We start from the raw sequence: 22022 nt of genomic DNA, 5'->3' as shown, positions 1-22022 counted from the left end.
CCGGTCTTCGCCGGTGTGCGCTGCCCGCTGCTGCCGGTTTTCAGCGCAGCTGCAGCCTGTCGGCGCGTTTTCTCTTGTAAGCCTCGTTTCAGCTTGCGCGTCCATTCTTTGCACTTTAAGCCGGAGATCTCCTGCATGTCGCATCCCTCCCCGGGCCTTGCTGCTGAGAATGTCGAAGCACTCGTCGCCGCCGAACGTCTGCCGCGCTATCCGCGCACGCAGGCGCCGCCGCCGGGCGAGACCTTCGAGATCGCCCCGGGCGTGCGCTGGTTGCGCATGCCGCTGCCCTTCGCGCTCAACCATATCAATCTGTGGCTGATCGAGGACGACGCTGGCTGGGTGATCGTCGACACCGGCTTCGCGCTGCCGGCGGTGCGCGAGTGCTGGACGAAGATTCTTGCGGAACTGGCGGCAACGCCGCGCGGCGAACGCATCACGCGCATCGTCGTCACCCACTTCCACCCCGATCACGTCGGTCTGGCGGCGTGGCTTGCCGAACAGAGCGGCGCGCCGGTGCTGATGACGCTCGGCGAATACCTCACCGCGCACGCCGTCTGGCAGGAGATCGGCGGTCACGGCAACGAGCCGATGCAGCGCCAGTTCGGCCGGCACGGACTGTCCGCCGAGCGCGGCGCGGCGATCGCCGCCGGCCGCGGCGGCTACAACCGCGGCGTGCCGACACTGCCGACGAGCTACCAGCGGCTGTTCGACGGTGCTGTCCTGCATATCGGCGGCCGCGACTGGCAGGTGCGCGTCGGTCACGGCCATTCGCCCGAACATGCTTCGCTGTACTGCGCCGAAGCCGGCGTACTGATTTCCGGCGACATGCTCCTGCCGAAGATATCGACCAACATCAGCGTCTTTGCCGTGACGCCGGACGCCGATTCGCTCGCCGACTACCTCGCTTCGCTCGACCGCCTGCGCGAGCTGCCGGCCGAAACGCTGATCCTGCCTTCGCACGGTTTTCCTTTTTATGGCCTGCATGCGCGCGTCGAGGCGCAACATGCTCACCATGACGAGCGGCTGGCCTTGCTTGAGCTCAGCTGTTCGTCGCCGCAATGCGCCGCCGACCTGCTGCCGGTACTCTTCGAACGCGAGCTCGACGCGCACCAGACGATGTTTGCCATGGGCGAGGCGATCGCCCACCTCAACCGTCTCGAGCACGCCGGTCGCGTACGGCGGCTCGATGGCGACGACGGTGTCACCCGTTTTGTCCGGGTCTGAAATGTCCTTGCGTCTTTCAGCCCGCGTTCTTGTCCGCATTGCGGCCCGCGTTTCGCCTGTTTCGCGCCACGCGGCGTCTCCCGTTCTGCGCATGCCCGCCGGGCCTGCGCCTTGATCCGTTTCAATCGTCGTACAAGGAGCCACCCATGACGCAGCAAAATCCCGTCGAAGAAAAGAAGGCCCCGCATCCCGCCGAAGTTGCCCAGGCGTATGCCGAAGTCGCGCAGCGAGCCTCGCGCATGCTCACCCAGCATCTGGAAAAAGCCGCGCGTGCCGGCGTTTCGGCGCCGACCGACGAACTCGGCATCGCGAAGGCTTTCATGGACCTGTCTTCGCATCTGCTCGCCAATCCGGTGAAGCTGGCGCAGGCGCAGATGAGCATGATGTGGGACTACTTCTCGCTGTGGCAGCACTCGACGATGAAGATGCTCGGCGTGCCGCTCAATCCGATCGCCGCGCCGGCCAAGGGCGACAAGCGCTTCAAGGATGACGACTGGGAACAGCACTTCCTGTTCGACTTCATGAAGCAGTCCTACCTGATCACCGCGCGCCATCTGCACGACACGGTCAGCGGCGTCGAGGGAATCGACCCGGCGACGCAGGGCAAGATCAACTTTTTCACGCGCCAGTACATCGACGCGCTGTCGCCGTCGAACTTCGCACTGACCAATCCGGAAGTCTTCCGCGAGACGGTCAAGACCAACGGCCAGAATCTGGTGCGCGGTTTCAACAACCTGCTCAATGATTTCGAAGCCGGCGACGGACAACTGCGCATCCGCATGACCGACACCGACGCCTTCGAGCCGGGCCGCAATGTCGCGACGACGCCGGGCAAGGTGGTTTTCCAGAACGACCTGATCCAGCTGATCCAGTACACGCCGACGACGCCGGACCAGTACAAGCGCCCGCTGCTGATCGTTCCGCCGTGGATCAACAAGTACTACATCCTCGACCTGCGCGACAAGAACTCGCTGGTCAAGTGGGCGACCGACCAGGGCCACACCGTCTTCATCATGTCCTGGGTCAACCCGGACGAAAAGCTGGCGCACAAGACCTTCGAGGACTACCTGCAGGAAGGCACGCTGGCCGCGCTCGACACGGTGTGCGCGATCACCGGTGCCAAGGAAGTTAATGCCGCCGGCTACTGCCTCGGCGGCACGCTGCTGATGACGACGCTCGCGTATCTGACTGCCAAGCGCGACAAGCGCATCGCTTCGGCCACCTTCTTCACCACGCTGATCGACTTTTCGGAACCCGGCGAACTCGGTGTCTTCGTCGACGACGCTTCGGTGACGGCGCTGGAAAAGAAGATGTCCGAGCGCGGCTTCCTCGAAGGTTCGGAAATGGCCGGCACTTTCAACATGCTGCGCGCCAACGACCTGATCTGGTCCTTCGTGGTGAACAACTACCTGATGGGCAAGGATCCCTTCCCCTTCGACCTGCTCTACTGGAACAGCGATTCGACGCGCATGCCGTACGCGATGCACAGCTACTACCTGCGCAAGATGTACATCGAGAACCGCCTGCGCGAACCGGGCGGGCTCGAGCTTTGCGGCGCCAAGATCGACCTCTCCAAGGTGAAGACGCCGTGCTACTTCATCTCGGCGATCGAAGACCATATCGCACCGTGGAAGTCGACCTACATGGGCGCGCTGCTGCCGACCGGGCCGGTCAAGTTCGTTCTCGGCGGTTCCGGCCACATCGCCGGCATCGTCAATCCGCCGGCGGCGAACAAGTACGGCTACTGGACCAACGAGAAGCTGCCAGCCGCTGCCGACGACTTCCTCAGCGGTGCGACGCAGAACGCCGGCTCGTGGTGGACCGACTGGCAGCAGTGGCTGACGGCGCTGCCGAAGGGTGAAGAGAAGGTCGCGGCGCGTGTTCCGGGTGACGGACCGCTGCCGGTGCTCGAGGACGCACCGGGTTCCTTCGTCAAGTTCCGTCTCGACACGCAGAAGAAGGCCTGAGAGCAGAAGGACTGAGGGCGCGCGGGAGCGGCATGCTCCCGCGACGACATCGGGCTGTTGCCTGGCGTCGTCCGTCTGAAGCGCTGCCGGTGCTTTCTCCGGCAGCGCTTTCTTCAGCCTCGTTTTCCACCGACCCATCGACCTGCGAGCTCCGACGTGATGAGCACGACTGTCCTGCCCGACTACAGCGGCGGCGGCATCGTCAATCTGCTGCAGAGCATCGGCGTCGCCTGCGGTGCGACACCGACGCATCCCGCCTATGCGCAATGCCACGCGCTGCCGGCAGCGCAGCTGGCTGCGGCGCGCAGCATCGTCTGTATCGTCATCGACGGTCTCGGCGAGCAGCGTTTCAACGCGCAGCACCCGAATGCCCGTGACTGCCCGAACCTCGCCCGGCATCGCCTCGGCGGGCTGACCTCGGTCTTTCCCTCGACCACCGCCAGCGCCGTCGGCGCCTACATGACCGGGCTGGCGCCGGCACAGTCGGCACTCATCGGCTGGCGCATGTATCTGCAGGAGATCGGGCAGACGCTCGCCATTTTGCCCCTGACGCCGCGCTGCGAAGTGGCGAAGCACACACCGGCTGAACTGCCGCCGCTGCTCTTCGACCATCCCTCGTTCTTTTCGCGCCTGCAGCGGCCGAGCGTCGTCTTTTCGCCGCGCGCCATCGCCGCCAGCCCGTTCAACGTCTGGCATACGCGCGGCGCCGAAGTGATCGCTTACGGCAGCGCCGACGAAATGTTCGCCGGGCTGGTCGAGCGCATGCACGCGCCGGGACCGCCGCGCTACCTCTACGCTTACTGGGGCGACCTCGATACCGCCGCGCATCAGGCGGGTACCGACAGCGAACTCGCACGCGCAACGCTCGCCGCTTTCGACGCTGCCTTCGGCCGTTTTCTCGCCGCCGCCGCCGGCAGCGACGCGTGGGTCGTCGCCAGCGCCGATCATGGTTTCATCGACGCGCCAAAGGAGCGGCTGATCGCGCTCGACGAGCACCCGGACATCGTCGGCCTGCTCGAACGGCCGCTCTGCGGTGAGCGCCGTGTCGCCTACGCCTGTGTCGCCGCGGCGCAGCGCGCCGAGTTCGCGGCAAAGCTGCGCCAGCGTTTCGGCCATGCGCTCGATCTACAGCACAGCGCCGACCTGATCGCCGCCGGCTGGTATGGAAACGCGCCGGCGCACCCGAAGCTCGCCTCGCGCATCGGCGATTTCGCGCTGGTGATGAAGGACGACTGGACTCTCGTCGACTGGCAGCCCGGCGAGAAACGCCACGACATGATCGGCGTGCACGGCGGAATCTCCGCCGCCGAGATGCGCGTGCCGCTGATCGCAGTCCGCCTCTGAGGGTGACGGCAGGCAGACGAAAGTGAGCGGACGCTCACTTTCGCGTCACCGACCTCCCACCGAAGACTGGCCGGCAGGCCGCGGCGGCTTCAGGTCTGCAGCCCGGCCACCGATTCCCTGAGCTGCGCTGCCAGTTCGCCGAGAACGCGCGCCGCGTCGACCGCGGCAGCGATGGCGGCGTGGTTGTCGTCGCTCATGCGAGCGATCTCCTCGACCTTGGCGGCGATGCTGTCGCTGGTTGTCGCCTGCCCGGCGGCTTCGGCGACGATGCCGTGCACGTGCGTCGCCGAACTGCCGACGCTGAGGCGAATCCGGCCCAGCGTCGCAGCGAGGCTGGCAGCGAGTTGCGCGCTGCCAGCGACCTGTTCGCCGCTGGCGTTCATCTCGCTGGCGGCAAGGGTGATATCGGACTGGATGGCGCCGATGGTGGCGCCGATTTCCTGCGTGGACAGGCGCGTGCGTTCGGCAAGCTTGCGCACCTCGTCGGCGACGACAGCGAAGCCACGCCCGGTTTCGCCGGCGCGCGCGGCCTCGATGGCGGCGTTGAGTGCGAGCAGGTTGGTCTGCTCGGCAATTTCGCGGATGGTATGAACGATGGCGTCGATCTCGCGCGAGCGTTGTTCGAGCGACTGGATGACGCCGACGGCCTGCTGCACGCCGCTGGCGATCCGCTGCATCTCGCTCGCGGTCGTGTGCGCCTCGGCTTCGCCGTGTTTGGCGCCGAGATCGGCGTCGCCGGCGACGCGCGAGGTTTCTTCGGCGTGTTCGGCAACCTGGCGGATCGACCCGGTGAGTTCGCGCACCGCAGCAGCGGCGCTGCCGGCGGTGGCGCTCTGCCGCGCCGAAGCATCGCCGATCTGCCGGCTCATGCCGCCAACGTGCGCCGCCGCCTGCGTCAGTTCATCGGCGGCATCGCTTGCGTTGCGGATGATGCCGGCGAAATTGTCGGCCATGCGGTTGAAGTCGCGGGCGACCGCGGCGAGCTCGTCGCGCGATGCGGGTTCGGCACGCGCGCGCAGGTCGCCGCCGGCCATCGCCGCCGCTGCCCGGTGCAGGCTGCCGATACTCTGCATGATTGACTGGTAGGCGCCGATGAAGCCGTAGGCGAGCAGGAGCAGCACGGCGCATATCCCGGCGGCACTGAGGTCGCGCTTCAGGCGCAGCGAGGCTTCGTGCTCGGCGAGCAGCGTTGCGGCCGCTGGCGCCGCGGCGCGCGCCAGTGTCAGTACGGCAGCAATGGCGCTATCGCCGCGTGCCGCATAGTCAGCCGGCGCCATGTCGTAATCGGTGGTGTCGAGCACCTTGGTCGTCAGCGCTTCCTGCAGCGGCAGGTGGGCGGTGCCGAGCGCCGTCGCGGGTGCCTCGACGGCGGCGGCAAGTTCCGGCCGCTGGGCGACAGCCTTGCCGATGTCGTCCACGCTCAGGCCGACCAGCGGATCGAGACTGCCGCGCACCAGCTGCAGTTTGCTGCGCAGCGTTCCCTTGAGGCGCTGGCGAATGATCGCGCCGACGCCGACGTCGCGCGCCAGACCGATGTTTTCGACCAGCAGCGGCAGGCGCTCGGCCAGCGCCGCCGCGAGCAGTGCCACCGTCGCGTCGCTGTCGGCGCGCAGGCCACCGCTCTCCAGCGTCTGCGCCATTGCGCTGCGCGCCAGCCGTGTCAGTTCGCTGTGCGCTTCAAGCCCGTCACTGTCGTCGGGCGAAGCCTCACGCAGTTCCTGCCAGCGTGCGACAAAGTCCGTCCACGCCGGCGCCGCGGGCAGAGCGGCGCTGTCGAGTTGCTGGCGCAGGCTGGCCAGGCCCTGGTCGACGGCCGCGCGCCGCGCCGCCAGCTCGCCGCGCGCAGCTTCATCACCGGCGGCACTGCGCTGGAAGACGGCATGCCGATCCTGCACGGCAACGAGCAGCTCCAGCGCCGGCAGTTGCTGCGCCAGCGCGGCGCGCTCGCGGCCGACGGCGTCGATGTCCTGCTGCAGGTCCATCAGCGTGAACAGCGAAAGCACCGCCAGCGGCACGATGAAGGCGACCGCGTTGAGCAGCAGCTTGTAACGATAGCTGAGGCGGCCGATCAGCCAGGCGGAGGGGGCAAAGAGTCGGTTCATTGGGCGTTCCGGAAGGATTGCGCCGGAGTGTGCACGCCCAATGTGTCACGGTTGTGAAATGCTTTTGTAATACAACGAGGCTGAGCGGGCGCGGCGCGACAGCGCTTCGCTGGCCTGACTGCCCGATCAGTCCACCGTCCGCTGCCGCGGTACCTGGCGCGGTCAGTCGCGCGTCTGCCAGATGTTGCGACAGCCGGTTTCGCGGATGCGCCACGCCGCGGCGGCGCCAACGACCGCCATCACGGCCAGCAGCAGCAAGCCGGCGCGGTAGTCGCCGGGCGAGTAGAGGCGGGCGCCGCTGGCGGTCAGCGCGCCGTCCCAGCGCTGGTCCATCACCCAGCCGACGGCCGGCTGCAGCAGCGCACCGGTGAGGAAACCGCACATGTTGGCGACGCTGGTCGACATCCCCGAGAGCAGCGGCGGATTGACTTCCTTGGCGCAGGCCCAGGTGAGCGTGAAGCTCGCCGTCGCCAGCCCCATCAGCGCGAACAGCGCGTAGCTCGCGGCCAGCGGCGGTTCGATGCCGGAGAGCAGCAGCAGCCAGATGGCCGCATAGAGGTGGCTGCTGGCGATCAGTACCGGCCGCCGTTTGCCGATGCGGTCGGAGAAGGAGCCGATGAGCACGCAGCCAAGCGCGAAGCCGGCGAAGTAAAGGCTCGCATGCGAGGTTGCCGCCTCGCGCGAGAGGCCGTGCGCCTGCGTCAGGAACGGCGTCGCCCACAGCCCGGCAAAGGCGAAGAAGCTGCCGGAAATGCCGGCATTGACGATCATCGCCGGCCAGGTGTCGCGGTTCTTCAGTACCGACAGCAGCGCCGAGAGGATCACCGTGCGGTCGAAGCGCGGTCGCGCTTGTGGCGTGCCATCGCTGTCGGGCCGGTCGCGCACGAGCAGACCACAGGCAACGGCGAAGATCGCCGAGAGCACGGCGGCGCCGACGAAAACGCCGCGCCAGCCGGCCGCCTGCGCCAGCCACGACAGCGGTGCGCCGGCGAGCACCGATCCGAGGTTGCCGATCAGCATGCACAGCCCGACCATCGTCGCGAAACGGCTCTCGTCGTACCAGACGGCGAGGATCTTGAGCATGGCGATGAAGGTCACCGAGACGCCGAGACCGATCAGCGTGCGCCCGATCAGCGCGCTCGACAGGTCTCCCGCCAGCGCAAAGAGCAGGCTGCCGGCGGCAGCGACGACGCCACCGGCGACGAGGATGCGGCGCGGCCCGAGCGTATCGGCAAGGATGCCGGTCGGCAGCTGCATCACGGTGTAGACGTAGAAGTAAGTGGCTGCCAGCGCGCCAAGCGAGGCTGCGCTGGTGTCGAAGGCCGCGGCGAGGTCGGGGGCGATGCCCGCCGGCGCGAAGCGCTGGAAGAAGGAAAGGATGTAGGCGCCGACGACGACGGCGAGGGCGAGGTTGCGCCGGCGGCGCTGCTGCGGGTCGAGCGGGGTCATGCGCGATGGCTCCGGAGTGACTCGTTCTGGGCGGGAGGACCGCGCCACCGTGAACGGCGGGCGGGCTGCGAAGAAAGTGCGACGGCAGCGGTTTGCGGCAGCGGGTGACTGCGGCGGACGACGGCAAGGGACTCACGCGCCGGGTGTGGCGTGATCTTGCCGGCAAGGGCGATTCTCGCGGATTTCGGCGCTTTCGTCTCGTCTGCCGGGCGGACGGACGGTGCGCCGGCGCGGACCCCGCGCGGCGCGCTCGTCGTCAGCGCCTAGCGGCTGCGCCCGGCGCTCCAGGCGGCGAAGATCGACAGTGTCTGCAAGGCGGCGACGCCGAGCAGCACCGCGGCAAAACGGCCGCTGTCCATGAAGCTGGCGAAGATCAGCGGCGCCAGTGCCAGCCCGGCGTCGAGTCCGGAATAGACGAAACCATAGACGCGGCCGTAGGCGGCCTGCCCGAAGCGGCTGGTGGCGACGCGGCGCACCAGCAGGTCGCGCGAAGGGCCGGCGATGCCGGTGCAGAAGCCGATCGTCGCCAGCAGCGGCAGCAGGCTGGCCGCCGGCGGCAACCCGCTGGCGAGCAGCAGTGCGAGCAGGGCGGCGGTGCCGAGCGCCAGTGCGATCAGCGTCTCCTGCCGGCCACGGCGGGCGAGGAAACCGCCGAACAGGATGCCGGCGCCGCCGCCGAGCAGGTAGGCCGAGACCGAACTCGCCGCCATTGCCAGCGACAGCCCGTACATCGACTGCAGGATCGGCGAGGCGAAGTTCTGCATCGCGCCGAAGGCGGTGGTGATGCAGAGGAAGAAGGCGAAACACAGCCACACCGGCAGCGCGCTGAGGTAGGCGAAGGAAGATCCGGCAGCGGCCGGCTGCGCGTCGGCTGCCGCCAGCGGGTCGGCGAGCACCTGCCGGCGCAGGAAAACCAGTGCCAGCGCCGCCAGCGCGACGACGGCGGCAGCGAGTGCCGCCACGCGGAAACCGGCCAGCGAAGCGACGCCGGTGAGCAGCAATGGCGCCAGCGCCCAGCCGACGTTGCCGGAAACGCCGTGAATCGAAAAGGCGTGGCCGAGCCTTGCCGTCGATACATGGCGGTTGAGCACGGTGAAGTCAGCCGGGTGAAAGACGCAGTTGCCGAGCCCGGCAATGGCGGCGACCACGTAGAGCATCGCCAGCCCGTTGGCGAAAGCCAGCAGCAGTGCGGCGATGACGAAGCAGGCGAGTCCGCCGGCGAGCACGCGCGCCGCGCCGATGCGGTCGACGAGCACACCCGCCGCTGCCTGACCGATTCCGGAAACGACGAAGAACAGCGTGATGACGCCGCCGATGCCGGAAAACGACAGTGCGAACTCGGCCATCAACCAGGGAAACAGCGGCGGTAGCAGCAGATGGAAGAAGTGCGAGACGCCGTGCGCAAAGCCGACCAGCGCGATCACTTCGCTGTCGCTGCGCCCGTCGGGGGTCGGCTGGGCGCCTGCTTCCGGCTGGCGGGGAGCATCGGCAGCGCCCGTGGCGGAATGTGTGGACAGGCTGGTGGAGGAATTCGTCATCGTTGCTGCGGGCGAAGTGCAAGGCGCGCAGTCTAGCGCGCCCGCAGCGCGCTGCGGTATGGGCGGCAAAATCGGCAGCGGCCTGGTGCCCCGCTTGCGGTAGTGCACGGCGTGAACCATGGCACGCGCAATCCGCTGGCGCTTGCGCCTTACAATGCCCCTGCCGCGGGCGATGCCCGCTTCGGCGATACGCCGCCGCTTCTGCGCCGGAGTCGGCCTGACGCGAACGTAACAGCCGGTTCGGCAGCACCGGTCAGATATCTGCAAGGAGTGCCCATGTCACCTCGTCAGCCTGTTCCTTCGCGCCCGCACACTTCGCCGGCAACGCCCGCTGGCGGCAGCGTCAGTCGCACGCTCAAGCTCGGCCTGCAGCAGACGACACGGCAGGTCGAGGCGGTGCATGGCGCCATCTCGGCGACCGCCTTCGGCCTGCTGCGCCGGATTCCCTTTGTCGGTCTGCCGGTGCGCATCGCCGAGGGAATTCACGACACCATCGCCGGCGGCGTCTATGCTGTCGCCCGCCACGGTGGTGGCGCGCTGCTCGATGTCGCGGCCAGCGTCGAGGAAAGCGCGCTGGCGCCGGGTGCACCGACCGCGCGGCGCGTCGGCGCACTGCGCGCTGCGCTCAACGCCGTCGCCGGCGATCAGCTGGCGGCACGCGGCAATCCGCTGGCCATTGCCATGGGGGTCTTCTGCGCCGGGCAGCGTCTGCCGCTCGATGCCGGAGCGCTGGCGGCGATGCTGGCCGACTCATTCCCGGCAAGGCCGGCTGCCGCATTGCAGCGCATCGTCATCTTCGTGCACGGCTTTGGCTGCGACGAGAACATCTGGCTGGGCGGCAGCAGTGCCGATCGCGTTGCGGATTCGGCCGATACGGCGCGCGCGGCGTCCGCGACAGCGCTCGATGCGGCCGACACTGAACCCGGCCGTCAGCCAGGCATCGACGCCGGCATTGGCGAGCGCCTCGCCGACGATCTGGGCCTCACCTCGCTCTACCTGCGCTACAACAGCGGCCTGCCGATCGAGGACAACGGCCGCGCCCTCGGCGAACTGCTGGAAACGCTCGTTGCCGCGTGGCCGGCGCGCCGCCCGGAAATAGTGCTGATCGGCCACAGCGCCGGCGGGCTGGTCGCGCGCTGTGCCTGCGAAGCGGTCGACGACGCCGGCGAATGGCCGCGCTGGCCCTGGCAGCGGCAGGCGCGCATGCTGATCTGCCTGGCGACACCGCATGGCGGCGCGCCGCTGGAGAAGGTCGCCGATCTGGCGACGCAGGCACTCGGCCTGTCGCCGCTGACCGCGTCGCTCGGCCGCTCGGCGAGCGAGCGCCGCCGCCGCATCGACGCCTTGCGCCGCGATCTGGCCGAGCCACGGCCCGGCGCGGCAACGCGCGGTATCGCCTGTCGTCTGCTCGGGACCTCGCTCGCCGACGATGTCGAACACCCGCTCGGCGAATGGCTCGGCGACGGCGTCGTCAGCCTGTCCGGCGCCACCCACCATCCGGCGCCGGGCGACGTCGCCAGCCGGCGCATCGGCGGCGTCGGCCATTTCGCGCTGTTGCACGACGAACGCGTCTACCAGCAGGTCAGGGAATGGATCGCGGCGCTGCCGCAGAAGGCGGCGCCGAAAGCAACACGCCGTCCGCGCAAGGCGCCGGTCGCGGCGCCTGCTGGCGGCTAGCTGCGGAGTATTGCGGAGGAAATCGCCGCCGCGCGCGGGAAATGGCCGGCGGCGCGGTCGGCAGCCGCAGACTAGCGGCGGAAGGCCGGCAGGTCCGGCAGATGCGGCAACTCGATCGCGTCGAGCATGTTCTTGACGATCAGCCCGAGCTCGGTGTCACCCTCGATCGATAGTTCGCGGTTGAAGAACAGCGTGTCCGGGTCTTCCTGACGCGCGAGCAGCTGCAGGAAAGCCGAGAGGTTGGCCGAGAACGACAGGTCGGGCGTGCCGCTGGCGGCAAACAGCGGCCGGAACAGGCCGTTGCGGTAGGTGAAGCGGGCTTCGCCGCCGGTGTCGTTGACGCGAACGAAGAAGTGGCGGCCTTCGAGTTGTGCGAGGCTGTCTTCCGGCAGCAGGCGCAGTTTCGCCGCGGCGTTGAGCGCGGTGACCAGCGCCACAGCGTGCGGCCATTGCGGCAGCCGGCTGGTGATCGCGGCAACGATCGTCGGCAGCTTGAAGCGGGGGATGGTCGGTAAGTTGCTCATGCTTCAGCCTCCAATTTGGTCGAGGGCGTTCTGGTGGTGCCGGGCAATGCCGGCGTCGCCGAACCAGTAGCCGTCGACCAGTCCTTCGGGGTTCCATTCTTGGCGTGCGCTGGCTGCTTCGCCGCGGCGGGCGGCGTCGAAAGCAGCGACGATCTCGGCAGTGTACGTCGGTTGCGGGCTGATGCGGATGATATCGATGCCCAGCGCCTGCATATCGGCGACTTCGCCGAGCAGATTGTAGCTTTGTGCCGACATCGTCTGGATGCCGTTGAGCGCGAGGAAGGGTTGTCCGTCGCGCGTTTTCAGCGTCAGTGCCTCGGGGTGTTCGAGACACTTGAACTGACAGTCGTCCTTGTTCAGTCCGTAGTGGCGGGCGGTGAAGCAGCGCGCCGAGAAGGCGAGCGGCAGCTTGCCGAAAACGAACACCTCGGTCTCGACGCCGGCGGGGCGCGTTTCGTGCAGCGCCTTGATCAGCGCGCGCGTCGCTTCCAGCGGCGGCACCCAGCGCTTCAGGCCGAAGCGCGCGTAGGTGGCAAGCGTGCCTTCGTTGTAGATGTTGAGGTGCGGACCGGCGACGAAGGACCGGCCGGCGGTGAGGTTCACCGCGCCGAGGTCGTTGGACTCGATCATGCAGTGCTCGCCGAGTTCCTCGATCTGCCGGCGCAGCGCCTTCAGGTCGCTTTCCGATTCAAGCAGCGCTTGCGCCGAGATGACGACTTCCTTGCCGGCGTCGACCAGGTCACGTGCCAGACCGATCCAGTCGGTCAGCCGCATCTGCTGGCGGCGCGAGCAGACGATCTCGCCGAGGTAGACGATGTCGATGGCCGGGTTCTGCGCCACTTCGGCGTAGAACTCGAGTACTTCCTGTTTCGGCCAGAAGTAGAGCAGGGGTCCCAGTGCGATCTTCATCGATGCTTTCTTTCAGCGCCGTCGCCGGCCAGCGGCGACGGATGTTCGGTTGATGTGCTTTCCTGCTGGAGCTGCGTCGCGCGCTGGCGTCTGACGAAGCGACTGCAGGGGTATGGCGCGGGCGTGTTCAGGCAAATCGCCGGCAAAGCCGGCTGCGCACAGCCGGTCGGCGTTCAGCGCCAGGGCCGGTTGTAGGCGCCGAGCGTCGCCTGCGAGCCTTCCGAGACCTTGGCCAGTTCGGCCTGCCACGCCGGCTTGACCGAAAAACGCTCGCGGTCGCGGGCGAAGCTGTCGAGCGCGGCGCGCAGCGTGCGCGTCACCTGCGTCACGTAGGTCGGGCTGCGCTGGCGGCCTTCGACCTTGATCGCCGAGACACCGATGCGCACGATTTCCGGCAGGATTTCGAGCACGTTGAGGCTGGTCGGCTCCTCGATCGCGTAGTAGGTCTCGCCATTCACCTCGTAGCGGCCCTTGCACAGGGTCGGATAGCCGGCCGGTTCGTCGTCGTTGAAGCGGTCGATGAGGATGCCGTTGAGGCGCGTGCTCATCGATCCCGGGCTCTTTTCCCACTTGACGTACTTGGCCGGCGAACAGGCGCCGACGGTGTTCGGGCTCTCGCCGGTGGCGTACGAGGACAGCCAGCAGCGGCCCTCGTTCATCACGCACAGGCTGCCGAAGCCGAAGACTTCGATCTCGACCGGTGTGTTCTTGATGACGTGTTCGACTTGCGCCAGCGTCAGCACGCGCGGCAGCACGGCGCGGCGTACGCCGAACTCGCGATGCGCGAAATTGACGGCTTCGTAATTGGTCGCCGAGCCCTGCACCGAAAGATGCAGGCGCAGGTTCGGGTAACGCTTGCTGGCGTAGTCGAGCAGCGCGACGTCGGCGAGGATCACCGCGTCGATGCCGGCATCGGCGGCGCCGTCGACGGCGCGTTGCCAGTCGGCGAGACGGCCGGGTTGGGCGAAGGTGTTGATCGCCATCAGCACGTGGCGACCGCGCGCTTGCGCGTAGCGGATGCCTTCGGCCATCGACTTCGGATCGAAGTTGAGACCGGCGAAATTGCGTGCGTTGGTGTCGTTGCGGTAGCCGAGATAGACGGTATCGGCACCGTTATCGACCGCTGCCTTGAGCGCCGGCAGGCTGCCGGCGGGACAGACGAGTTCGGGGATTTTCTGACTGGCCATGGGTGTTCTCTGCCAAACGAAGGCGCCAAGTATAGCCAGAGCGCGTCGCAGGCGCTTGATTTTGGTCAATTGCGCCCGTTTTGCGGCGGCCGGCGCGGGTGCGCCGGCGCGTCTTTTGCGCTTCGCCACGCCGCTGGCGGCGCCGGCAAACGTGCCGCTTGCCCGGCCCGTTTGCAGACGGCATGATGTCCGCTCTGCCAACAGTGCCTGTGAGGGGCCGTCATGATCGAAAAGAAGCTTGCCATCGTCACCGGCGCCAGCCGTGGTCTCGGCTGCGCCGTTGCGCGTGATCTCGCCGACGCCGGCTATCGCGTGCTGATGATTGGTCGCCAACGTCAGCAGATCGAAGCGGCAGCCGGCGAACTCGCTGCCAGCGGGCGCGACGTATTGCCGCATGTCGCCGACGTCGCCGATGCTTCCGCCGTTGCGGCGCTGGCGGCGCGCGTGCGCCGCGAGTTCGGCCGCGTCGATGTGCTGGTCAACAACGCCGGTGTTTTTCCCGAGCCCAACGATTTCGTCAATCCGCAGGGGGCCAGCGTCGCCGAGGTCGATCCCGAACTCGTTGCCAGCGCCTTCGCCACCAACGCGCTGGCGCCCTTGCGCCTGATTCAGGCTTTCCTGCCGCTGATGCTGGCGCGCAAGCAGGGACGCATCGTCAATGTCTCGTCGGGGATGGCGCAACTCGCCAATATGGGCGGCTTCTGGCCGGCGTATCGCATGTCGAAGATCGCGCTCAACGCACTGACGCGACTCACCGCCGAGGAAGTCGCCGCCAGCGGCATCAAGGTGAATTCGGTCTGTCCGGGCTGGTGTCGCACCGATATGGGCGGCAGCGGTGCCGGGCGCAGCGCCGACGAGGGCGCGGCGAGCATCGTCTGGGCGGCGCTGTTGCCCGACGACGGTCCGAGCGGCGGCTTTTTCCGCGACGGTCAGCCGATCGAGTGGTAGCCTCCGGCGCGTCGCCGGGAGTCGCGCAGCACTTCGGCCTGTGCAACGTCGCCTGCCGCGCCCTTTACAAGGGCAGTTGCCGCGGCTTGCGCGGCGCCTTGGCGAACAGGCGGTCGTAGAGCGCGTTCGGCAGCAGGCGCAGTGCCTTGGCAACGATGCCCATCTGCCAGGGAACGACGGCGTAGCTGTCGCCACGCGCGATGACGCGCGCGAAACGCCGGGCCGCGTCGTTCGCTGACAGCAGAAAGGGCATGCGGTAGGGGTTGACCGCGGTCATCGGCGTGGCGATGTAGCCGGGGCAGATCGTCACCACGCGTACGCCCGAATCGCGCATCTCCAGGCGCAGGCTTTCCAGGTAGGCGATCGCCGCGGCTTTCGAGGCGCTGTAGGCTTCGGCGCCGGGCAGGCCGCGGATGCCGGCGACCGAGGCGATGCCGACCAGCCGGCCAGCGCCCGCGGCGCGCATCGCCGGAATGAACGGCGAGAAGCTCGCCGCCATGCCATAGACATTGATGTCCATCACCCGGCGCAGCACGGCGAGATCCTCGCCGTATTCGCTGAGCGTGCCGACCGAGACGCCGGCGCTGGCGATGACGATGTCGGGCGGGCCGAAGCGGGAAATGAAGTCGGCAGCTGCTGCAGCCAGTGCCGGCGCGTCGGCAACGTCGAGCGGATAGCAGACGATGCAGCCGGGCAGGCGGCTGGCGATGTCCTGCAGCAGTTCTTCGCGGCGCGCGGCCAGACCAAGAATGGTGTCGGCTGCCGCGTAGTGTTCGGCCAGCGCGCGGCCGATTCCGGAAGAGGCGCCGGTGATGAAGATGCGCCGGGTGGACGGGATCGTCCCCGCGCCGGCTGGCGCGAGTTCAGACTGCACGTGAAGTCTTTCTGCAGGTAATGCGTGGGATGCTTGCGCCTACTTCTTGCCGCCGCGCTCGCTGCGTGCCTTGGCGATGATGCGCTCGGCCTGAGCCAGCAGCACGTCGTGGCTGTTGCTCTGCGTCAGCACGCGGTACTTGCCGTCGACGGTGAGTGCCGGAACGCCGTCGATGCGGTAGGTCTGCACCATCTGGTCGGCGCGGCGGACCTTGGCGGCGACGCCGAAGGAGCCGAAGGCGTCGGCGAACTTGCGCATGTCGACACCCTGCGCGGCGACCCACTCGTTGATGGCGCGCTCGTCATACAGGCGCAGTCCCTTCTCGTGCAGCGCGGCAAAGACGGCATCGTCGAGGCGGGCGAGGTCGCCGGTCGCTTCGAGCGCGAAATAGAGCTTGGACAGGTTGGCCCACTGCGGCCGGCCGAAGGAGACCGGCACGCGGCGGACGACAACGTCGGCCGGCTGGCGCGCCGCCCATTTGCCGAGCACCGGGTTGAGCTCCTTGCAGTGCGGGCAGCCGTAGGAGAAGAACTCGAGCACCTCGACTTTCGTCGGCGTGTCGGTCGGCTGTGCCGGATCAATCGCGGTGAAGTCGCGTCCGGGAAGCAACTGCGCCTGCGCCATTGCCGTCGTTGCTGCCAGCGCCAGCAGCAGTCCCGCCAGCCAGCCGGTGAAATTCTTCATCCTGTTCATCCGTTTCTCCTTGTCAGTCCTTCTTGACCACCGCCGCCTCGACACCCTGCTTGGCGAGTTCGGCGCGCATGCGGTTGAGATCGTCCATCTTGGTGAACGGCCCGAGACGGACGCGATACCACACCTTGTCCTGAACCATCACCTGCTGCACCGTCGCCTCGACGCCCATCATCGCCAGCTTGGCTTTCTGGTTGTCGGCGTCGCCGGAATTCTGGAAGGAGCCAGCCTGCAGGAAAGCCGGCTCCTTGAGCAGGTCGGCCTTGCCCTTGTCGGCGTCCGCGGGCTTGCTTTCGGCCGGCTTGGCTTGCGGCGTCGGTTCGGCGGCGCCGGGCAGGATCTTGTAGAAGTCGAAACGCGGCTTGTCGCTGGCGTTCGGTGCGGCGTCGCCCGGCTTGCCGGGCAGCGCTGCCGGTGCTGGCGGCGTGCCTTCGGTCTTGCCCGTTGCGGCGGGAAGCGCCGGTGCCGGTGCCGCCGCTTTGCTGGTGAAGGGCGTCGGCGCCTTGTTGATGTACCAGACGACGCCGGCAGCACAGACGACGCCGATGACCAGACCGATGAACAGGCCGAACAGCGTGCCGCCGCCGGATTTGCGCCGGCTGGGCGTGTTGCGGGGTTTCTTCATGTCGCGGCTCATGGGCTTTCTCGCTTACATCGATTCAGGGCAGCTGACGCCCAGGAGGCTCATGCCGTTGCGGATGACCTGGGCGACCGCAGCCGCCAGCGCCAGACGCGCGGCGCGCAGGGCGGCGTCGTCGACCAGCATGCGCTCGGCGTTGTAGTAGCTGTGGAATTCGGCAGCCAGATCGCGCAGGTAAAAGGCAATCGCGTGCGGCGCCAGATCGGCGGCAGCGGCATCGATCACTTCGGGGAATTCGCCGATGCGCGCCGCCAGCGCGACTTCGCGCGGATTGACGAGCAGCGCCAGGTCGGCATCTGCCGGCTCGTCGCTGGCATCGCCCGACTGCGCGAGCAGGCTGGCGATGCGCGCATGCGCGTACTGGATGTAATAGACCGGATTGTCGTTCGACTGGCTCTTGGCGAGGTCGAGATCGAAATCGAGGTGCTGGTCGGATTTGCGTAGCACGTAGAAGAAGCGGCAGGCGTCTGCACCGACTTCGCCGCGCAGCTCGCGCAGCGTGACGAATTCGCCCGAACGCGTCGACATCGATGCTTTCTGGCCGTTGCGGTAGAGCACGGCGAACTGCACCAGCGCCACGTCGAGACGGTCGCGGTCGAGGCCGAGCGCTGCCAGCGCGCCTTTGACGCGCGGCACGTAGCCGTGGTGATCGGCGCCCCAGATGTTGATGATGCGTTCGAAACCGCGCTCGTACTTGTTCAGGTGGTAGGCGATGTCGGAAGCGAAGTAGGTGTACAGACCGTTTTCGCGCTGCACGACGCGGTCCTTCTCGTCGCCGAAGGCGGTCGAGCGGAACCAGCGCGCGCCGTTCTGCAGATAGACGTGGCCGGCGCTTTCCAGCCGTTCGACGCAGCGCGCGACCAGTCCGGTATCGAACAGCGACTTCTCCGAGAACCAGACGTCGAAGTGCACGCCGAATTCCTCGAGGTCGTCGCGGCAGTCGGCGAGCTGTTCGTTGAGCGCGTGCGCGTGTACGTAGGGCCAGTCTTCACCGAGCAGCGTCTTGGCGCGCTCGATCAGTCCGTCGAGGTGCAGTTCGCGCTGCTGCTTGGCTTCGTCGTCGCTGCGTGCGGCGTCGGGCAGCGCCGGCACGCCGGCGAGCACTTGTGCCGCCGGGCGCAGGAAACGCGCACCGTGCGCGCTGCGCATCTGCTGCGCCATGTCGCGTACGTAGTCACCCTGGTAGCCGTTCGGCGGGAAGGGAACGCTTTCGTGCTGCAGGTCGAGATAGCGCAGCCAGGTCGACAGACCGAGGATGTCCATCTGCCGGCCGGCGTCGTTCACGTAGTACTCGCGCGTGACGTCCCAGCCGGCAAAGGCGAGCAGCGCCGAAAGGCTGGCGCCGTAGGCGGCGCCGCGGCCGTGGCCGACGTGCAGCGGCCCGGTCGGGTTGGCGGAAACGAATTCGACCTGCACGCTGCGCTTGCCGCCGGCTTGCGAGCGGCCGAAGGCAGCGCCCTGCGTCAGCGCGCTGCGCACGGCGGCGAGCTTGGCCGCCGGCAGCAGGTGAAAATTGATGAAGCCGGCGCCGGCGATGTCGACCTTGGCAACGAAAGGCGAAGCCGGCAGTTCGGCGATGAGCAGCTGTGCCAGCTCGCGCGGGTTGCGCTTCATGGCGCGCGCCAGCTGCATGGCGATGTTGCAGGCGAAATCGCCATGCGAGGCCTGTTTCGGGCGCTCGATGACGATGGCCGCGGCGGACTCGGCGGGCGCAACGCTGTTGAGCGCGGCGCGCAGCAGTTCGGCGAGGTGAAGCTTGATCTCTTGACTCATCGGGATTCTTGTCGGTGTTCGATTGGGAGCGAGCGTCGATTATACGACGGGCGGCGCCGCCGGGACGACGCGCCGGGCCGCCGGCGGACGCATGGCTGCGCCCGGCGCTGCGTATTCGGCGCGTATTTGGCGCGTGTTCGGGATAAACTCACGCCTTACTTTTGACTGACGATTCCGCCTGTTCGGGTGCCGCTTTTCCACTTGCCGCCGCCCGCTTGCCGTCCATATTCCATGCGTCTCTTCCGCCTCGCCAGGATTCTCAGCGTTTCCGTTCGTTACGGTCTCGACGAAATGATTTTCGAACACGAGTCGAGCGGCCGGCTGGTGGCGCTGTCGCGGATGTTCTTTTTCTGGCGCCGTTTCGATACGCCACCGGCCGTGCGTCTGCGCCTGGCACTCGAATCGCTGGGGCCGATCTTCGTCAAGTTCGGTCAGGTGCTGTCGACGCGCCGCGACCTGCTGCCGGCCGACATTGCCGACGAACTGGCGAAACTGCAGGACCGCGTGCCGCCGTTCTCGTCGGAGCTGGCGCTGGCCGAAATCGAACGTGCCTACGGCCGCCCGGCCTCGGCGGTATTTGCCGAGTTCGACGCGACGCCGGTCGCCTCGGCTTCGATCGCGCAGGTGCACTTCGCCCGCCTGCACGCTGCCGACGGTGGCTTTGACGTGGCGGTGAAGATCCTGCGTCCGTCGATGCGTGCCGTGCTGGCGCACGATCTCGGCCTGCTCGACACCTTTGCCGGCCTGCTCGAGAAAGTGTGGGCCGACGGCAAGCGCCTGCGGCCGCGCGCCGTCGTCGCCGAATTCGCCAAGTATCTCTACGATGAGCTCGACCTGATGCGCGAAGCCGCCAACTGCTCGCAGCTGCGGCGCAATTTCACCGGCTCGAAGATCCTGCAGATTCCCGAAGTGCACTGGGATTTCTGTACGCCGACGGTGATGGTCATGGAGCGCATGCGCGGCATTCCGATCAGCCAGACCGACGCCTTGATCGAGGCCGGCATCGACCTGCCGGCCCTGTCGCGCGCCGGCGTCGAGATATTCTTCACGCAGGTCTTCCGCGACGGCTTTTTCCACGCCGACATGCATCCCGGCAACATCTTCGTCGCCACCGATCCGGCGCGTCACGGCAGCTACATCGCGCTCGACTTCGGCATCGTCGGCACGCTGACCGACGTCGACAAGAACTACCTCGCGCAGAATTTCCTCGCCTTCTTCCGCCGCGACTACAAGCGCGTCGCGCTGGCGCACGTCGAGGCCGGCTGGGCGCCGCCGGACACGCGTATCGACGAATTCGAGGCGGCGATCCGCGCCGTCTGCGAGCCGGTGTTCGATCGGCCGTTGCGCGAGATTTCCTTCGGACGCGTGCTGCTGCGCCTGTTCCAGACCTCGCGTCGCTTCAACGTCGAGATTCAGCCGCAACTGGTCATGCTGCAGAAGACGCTGCTCAACATCGAAGGCCTCGGTCGCCAGCTCGACCCCGATCTCGACCTGTGGAAGACGGCCAAGCCCTTCCTCGAACGCTGGATGAACGAGCAGCTCGGCTGGCGCGGCTTCATCGACGGTTTCAAGCGCGAGGCGCCGAACTGGGCGCGCACGCTGCCGCAACTGCCGCGCCTGGTGCATCAGTCGCTGGCGCAGCCGGCGGTCGTCGATCCGACGCCGCTGCTTGCCGAGATCGCCGCGACGCAGCGGCAGCAGAACGCGCTGCTCGGCGTCATCGCGCTGCTGCTCGTCGCCTTGCTGCTGGCGCGTATTTTCTATTGAGCTGTCGGTAGTGAGCGCTTCACCCGCGGGGCTGTCGCCCGCGGAGCAATAACAATCCAATACCAATATCGACTGGAATCAGGGAGAGCGTTTCATGAACCGCGTCGTCATCAGCGGCACCGGCCTGTTTACGGCACCGCACAGCATCAGCAACGAAGAACTGGTCGCCTCGTACAACGCTTTCGCTGCCGCCGAGAACGCGCGCAACGCCGACGCCATCGCGCGCGGCGAGAAGACCGCGCTGGCGCCGTCGTCGGTCGAGTTCATTGAAAAGGCTTCGGGCATCCACCGCCGCTACGTGATGGAGAAGGACGGCGTTCTCGACCCGGCGCGGATGCGTCCGCGGCTGGCCGCGCGTGCCGACGACGAGCTGTCGCTGCAGGCCGAGATGGCCGTCGCCGCGGCGAGCGAAGCACTCGCCGCGGCCGGCCGCACGCCGGCCGACATCGACGCGGTGATCTGCGCCGCGTCGAACATGCAGCGCCCGTATCCGGCGATGGCCGTCGAAATCCAGGCGGCGCTCGGCATCACGCAGGGTTTCGGCTTCGACATGAACGTCGCCTGCTCATCGGCGACCTTCGCCATCGAACAGGCGGTCAATGCCGTGCGCAGCGGCAGCGCGCGCGCCGTACTCATCGTCAATCCGGAAATCTGCTCGGCGCACCTCGCCTGGCAGGACCGCGACTGTCACTTCATCTTCGGCGATGTGTGCACGGCGATCGTCGTCGAGAACGCCGATCTGCCGGCGACAGAAGCCAGCACCGGTGCCGCGCGCTGGGAGGTGCTCGGCACGCAGCTGGCGACACGCTTCTCCAACAACATCCGCAACAACTTCGGCTTTCTCACGCGTGCCGAGGACGGCGACTTTGCCGCGCGCGACAAGCTGTTCGTGCAGGAAGGACGCAAGGTGTTCAAGGAGGTCTGTCCGATGGCCGCCGAGCACATCGCCGCTCATCTCGGCAAGCTCGGTCTGGCGCCGGCCGGCGTGCGCCGCTTCTGGCTGCATCAGGCCAACCTGACCATGAACCAGCTGATCGGCCGCCGCCTGCTCGGCCACGAAGCCTCCGCCGACGAGGCGCCGGTGATCCTCGACGAGTTTGCCAATACCGCCTCGGCCGGCTCGATCATCGCTTTCCACCGCCATCGCGCCGACCTCGCCAGCGGCGACGCCGGCGTCATCTGCTCCTTCGGCGCCGGCTATTCGATCGGCAGCGTCGTCGTGCGCAAACTCTGACGACGGCGAGCTGACGGCCCGCCTCTTTTTGTGGCAGAGCAAGGGAGCGCCTGCCGGCTGAGTGACTTAGCGTGCCTTCCCCCATGCAGCGCACAGACTTATCCACAGAAGCTGTGAGTTAAACGCGAGCCAAAAAACGGTCTCCGGCAACGCTGCAAAATCGCTGATAACCGTA

General features: G+C 67.5%; 17 protein-coding genes. 7 read left to right on the top strand and 10 right to left on the bottom strand.

Annotation, left to right across the window (positions count from 1 at the left end; genetic code table 11):
* Nucleotides 1-135: 135 nt before the first annotated feature.
* The 3 genes from GGD90_RS04290 (at nt 136) to GGD90_RS04280 (ending at nt 4535) form a co-directional block, all read left to right on the top strand.
* Complete coding sequence (locus tag GGD90_RS04290) at nt 136-1224, top strand: MBL fold metallo-hydrolase (protein ID WP_153114569.1); 1089 nt, start codon at nt 136-138, stop codon at nt 1222-1224.
* Nucleotides 1225-1370: 146 nt separating this feature from the next.
* Nucleotides 1371-3191: a PHA/PHB synthase family protein gene (locus GGD90_RS04285; RefSeq protein ID WP_153114568.1), complete on the top strand. Its 1821-nt coding sequence runs from the start codon at nt 1371-1373 to the stop codon at nt 3189-3191.
* A gap of 159 nt (nt 3192-3350) precedes the next feature.
* Nucleotides 3351-4535: an alkaline phosphatase family protein gene (locus GGD90_RS04280; protein WP_153114567.1), complete on the top strand. Its 1185-nt coding sequence runs from the start codon at nt 3351-3353 to the stop codon at nt 4533-4535.
* Between the two features lie 89 nt (nt 4536-4624).
* Here the strand turns inward: GGD90_RS04280 and GGD90_RS04275 are convergent, their stop codons facing one another.
* The 3 genes from GGD90_RS04275 to GGD90_RS04265 all read right to left on the bottom strand — a co-directional run bounded on the left by GGD90_RS04275 (nt 4625) and on the right by GGD90_RS04265 (nt 9624).
* Nucleotides 4625-6637, bottom strand: a complete 2013-nt coding sequence (locus GGD90_RS04275; protein ID WP_153114566.1) for a methyl-accepting chemotaxis protein — start codon at nt 6635-6637, stop codon at nt 4625-4627.
* A gap of 162 nt (nt 6638-6799) precedes the next feature.
* Nucleotides 6800-8086, bottom strand: coding sequence for an MFS transporter (locus GGD90_RS04270; RefSeq protein WP_153114565.1), 1287 nt, complete (start codon nt 8084-8086; stop codon nt 6800-6802).
* A gap of 263 nt (nt 8087-8349) precedes the next feature.
* On the bottom strand, nt 8350-9624 hold the full coding sequence (locus GGD90_RS04265) for an MFS transporter (RefSeq protein ID WP_153114564.1): 1275 nt from the start codon (nt 9622-9624) through the stop codon (nt 8350-8352).
* A 276-nt stretch (nt 9625-9900) separates the two neighbouring features.
* On the opposite strand from GGD90_RS04265, the gene GGD90_RS04260 reads away from it, so the two are divergent.
* The gene (locus GGD90_RS04260; protein ID WP_153114563.1) at nt 9901-11301 is read left to right on the top strand and encodes an esterase/lipase family protein; all 1401 of its coding nucleotides are present in this window, start codon (nt 9901-9903) and stop codon (nt 11299-11301) included.
* Between the two features lie 71 nt (nt 11302-11372).
* Here GGD90_RS04260 and ubiT read toward each other — a convergent pair whose 3' ends face one another.
* The 3 genes from ubiT to ubiU all read right to left on the bottom strand — a co-directional run bounded on the left by ubiT (nt 11373) and on the right by ubiU (nt 13921).
* Complete coding sequence (ubiT, locus tag GGD90_RS04255) at nt 11373-11825, bottom strand: ubiquinone anaerobic biosynthesis accessory factor UbiT (RefSeq protein WP_153114562.1); 453 nt, start codon at nt 11823-11825, stop codon at nt 11373-11375.
* A 3-nt stretch (nt 11826-11828) separates the two neighbouring features.
* Entirely contained in the window at nt 11829-12734 is a 906-nt protein-coding gene (locus tag GGD90_RS04250; protein ID WP_153114561.1) for a U32 family peptidase, read from the bottom strand.
* Between the two features lie 173 nt (nt 12735-12907).
* Nucleotides 12908-13921 carry a ubiquinone anaerobic biosynthesis protein UbiU gene (ubiU, locus tag GGD90_RS04245; RefSeq protein WP_153114560.1) on the bottom strand — a complete coding sequence of 338 codons (1014 nt, stop codon included), beginning with the start codon at nt 13919-13921 and terminating at the stop codon, nt 12908-12910.
* Between the two features lie 222 nt (nt 13922-14143).
* Between ubiU and GGD90_RS04240 the strand changes: the two genes are divergently transcribed.
* Nucleotides 14144-14869, top strand: a complete 726-nt coding sequence (locus GGD90_RS04240) for an SDR family NAD(P)-dependent oxidoreductase (RefSeq protein WP_153114559.1) — start codon at nt 14144-14146, stop codon at nt 14867-14869.
* A 64-nt stretch (nt 14870-14933) separates the two neighbouring features.
* Here GGD90_RS04240 and GGD90_RS04235 read toward each other — a convergent pair whose 3' ends face one another.
* Genes GGD90_RS04235 through argS form a run of 4 tightly spaced genes read right to left on the bottom strand, consistent with a single transcriptional unit; the run spans nt 14934 to nt 18846 of the window.
* Complete coding sequence (locus GGD90_RS04235; RefSeq protein WP_228273585.1) at nt 14934-15743, bottom strand: SDR family oxidoreductase; 810 nt, start codon at nt 15741-15743, stop codon at nt 14934-14936.
* 39 nt (nt 15744-15782) lie between these two features.
* On the bottom strand, nt 15783-16436 hold the full coding sequence (locus GGD90_RS04230) for a thiol:disulfide interchange protein DsbA/DsbL (protein ID WP_221227652.1): 654 nt from the start codon (nt 16434-16436) through the stop codon (nt 15783-15785).
* A gap of 13 nt (nt 16437-16449) precedes the next feature.
* A complete protein-coding gene (locus GGD90_RS04225) occupies nt 16450-17058 on the bottom strand; it encodes an SPOR domain-containing protein (RefSeq protein ID WP_228273584.1) in 609 nt (202 codons plus the stop codon).
* A gap of 24 nt (nt 17059-17082) precedes the next feature.
* Entirely contained in the window at nt 17083-18846 is a 1764-nt protein-coding gene (argS, locus tag GGD90_RS04220; protein WP_153114557.1) for an arginine--tRNA ligase, read from the bottom strand.
* A 231-nt stretch (nt 18847-19077) separates the two neighbouring features.
* Between argS and ubiB the strand changes: the two genes are divergently transcribed.
* Both ubiB and GGD90_RS04210 read left to right on the top strand, forming a co-directional pair.
* Nucleotides 19078-20613 (top strand): ubiquinone biosynthesis regulatory protein kinase UbiB, encoded by a 1536-nt coding sequence (gene ubiB, locus GGD90_RS04215; RefSeq protein ID WP_153114556.1) that lies wholly within the window; start codon nt 19078-19080, stop codon nt 20611-20613.
* Nucleotides 20614-20707: 94 nt separating this feature from the next.
* Entirely contained in the window at nt 20708-21847 is a 1140-nt protein-coding gene (locus tag GGD90_RS04210) for a beta-ketoacyl-ACP synthase III (RefSeq protein ID WP_153114555.1), read from the top strand.
* Nucleotides 21848-22022 lie beyond the last annotated feature (175 nt).

It is taken from the genome of Rhodocyclus tenuis (genome assembly GCF_014197755.1).
Lineage (GTDB): Bacteria > Pseudomonadota > Gammaproteobacteria > Burkholderiales > Rhodocyclaceae > Rhodocyclus > Rhodocyclus tenuis.
Note: the sequence above shows the minus strand (reverse complement) of the source record. Positions and strands in the feature narration are given on the sequence as shown.

What these genes read in the sequence shown, in the direction of transcription:
- GGD90_RS04290 (WP_153114569.1), top strand. Translation starts at nt 136, where the DNA reads ATGTCGCATCCCTCCCCGGGCCTTGCTGCTGAGAATGTCGAAGCACTC.
- GGD90_RS04285 (WP_153114568.1), top strand. Translation starts at nt 1,371, where the DNA reads ATGACGCAGCAAAATCCCGTCGAAGAAAAGAAGGCCCCGCATCCCGCC.
- GGD90_RS04280 (WP_153114567.1), top strand. Translation starts at nt 3,351, where the DNA reads ATGAGCACGACTGTCCTGCCCGACTACAGCGGCGGCGGCATCGTCAAT.
- GGD90_RS04275 (WP_153114566.1), bottom strand. Translation starts at nt 6,637, where the DNA reads ATGAACCGACTCTTTGCCCCCTCCGCCTGGCTGATCGGCCGCCTCAGC.
- GGD90_RS04270 (WP_153114565.1), bottom strand. Translation starts at nt 8,086, where the DNA reads ATGACCCCGCTCGACCCGCAGCAGCGCCGCCGGCGCAACCTCGCCCTC.
- GGD90_RS04265 (WP_153114564.1), bottom strand. Translation starts at nt 9,624, where the DNA reads ATGACGAATTCCTCCACCAGCCTGTCCACACATTCCGCCACGGGCGCT.
- GGD90_RS04260 (WP_153114563.1), top strand. Translation starts at nt 9,901, where the DNA reads ATGTCACCTCGTCAGCCTGTTCCTTCGCGCCCGCACACTTCGCCGGCA.
- ubiT (WP_153114562.1), bottom strand. Translation starts at nt 11,825, where the DNA reads ATGAGCAACTTACCGACCATCCCCCGCTTCAAGCTGCCGACGATCGTT.
- GGD90_RS04250 (WP_153114561.1), bottom strand. Translation starts at nt 12,734, where the DNA reads ATGAAGATCGCACTGGGACCCCTGCTCTACTTCTGGCCGAAACAGGAA.
- ubiU (WP_153114560.1), bottom strand. Translation starts at nt 13,921, where the DNA reads ATGGCCAGTCAGAAAATCCCCGAACTCGTCTGTCCCGCCGGCAGCCTG.
- GGD90_RS04240 (WP_153114559.1), top strand. Translation starts at nt 14,144, where the DNA reads ATGATCGAAAAGAAGCTTGCCATCGTCACCGGCGCCAGCCGTGGTCTC.
- GGD90_RS04230 (WP_221227652.1), bottom strand. Translation starts at nt 16,436, where the DNA reads ATGAACAGGATGAAGAATTTCACCGGCTGGCTGGCGGGACTGCTGCTG.
- GGD90_RS04225 (WP_228273584.1), bottom strand. Translation starts at nt 17,058, where the DNA reads ATGAAGAAACCCCGCAACACGCCCAGCCGGCGCAAATCCGGCGGCGGC.
- argS (WP_153114557.1), bottom strand. Translation starts at nt 18,846, where the DNA reads ATGAGTCAAGAGATCAAGCTTCACCTCGCCGAACTGCTGCGCGCCGCG.
- ubiB (WP_153114556.1), top strand. Translation starts at nt 19,078, where the DNA reads ATGCGTCTCTTCCGCCTCGCCAGGATTCTCAGCGTTTCCGTTCGTTAC.
- GGD90_RS04210 (WP_153114555.1), top strand. Translation starts at nt 20,708, where the DNA reads ATGAACCGCGTCGTCATCAGCGGCACCGGCCTGTTTACGGCACCGCAC.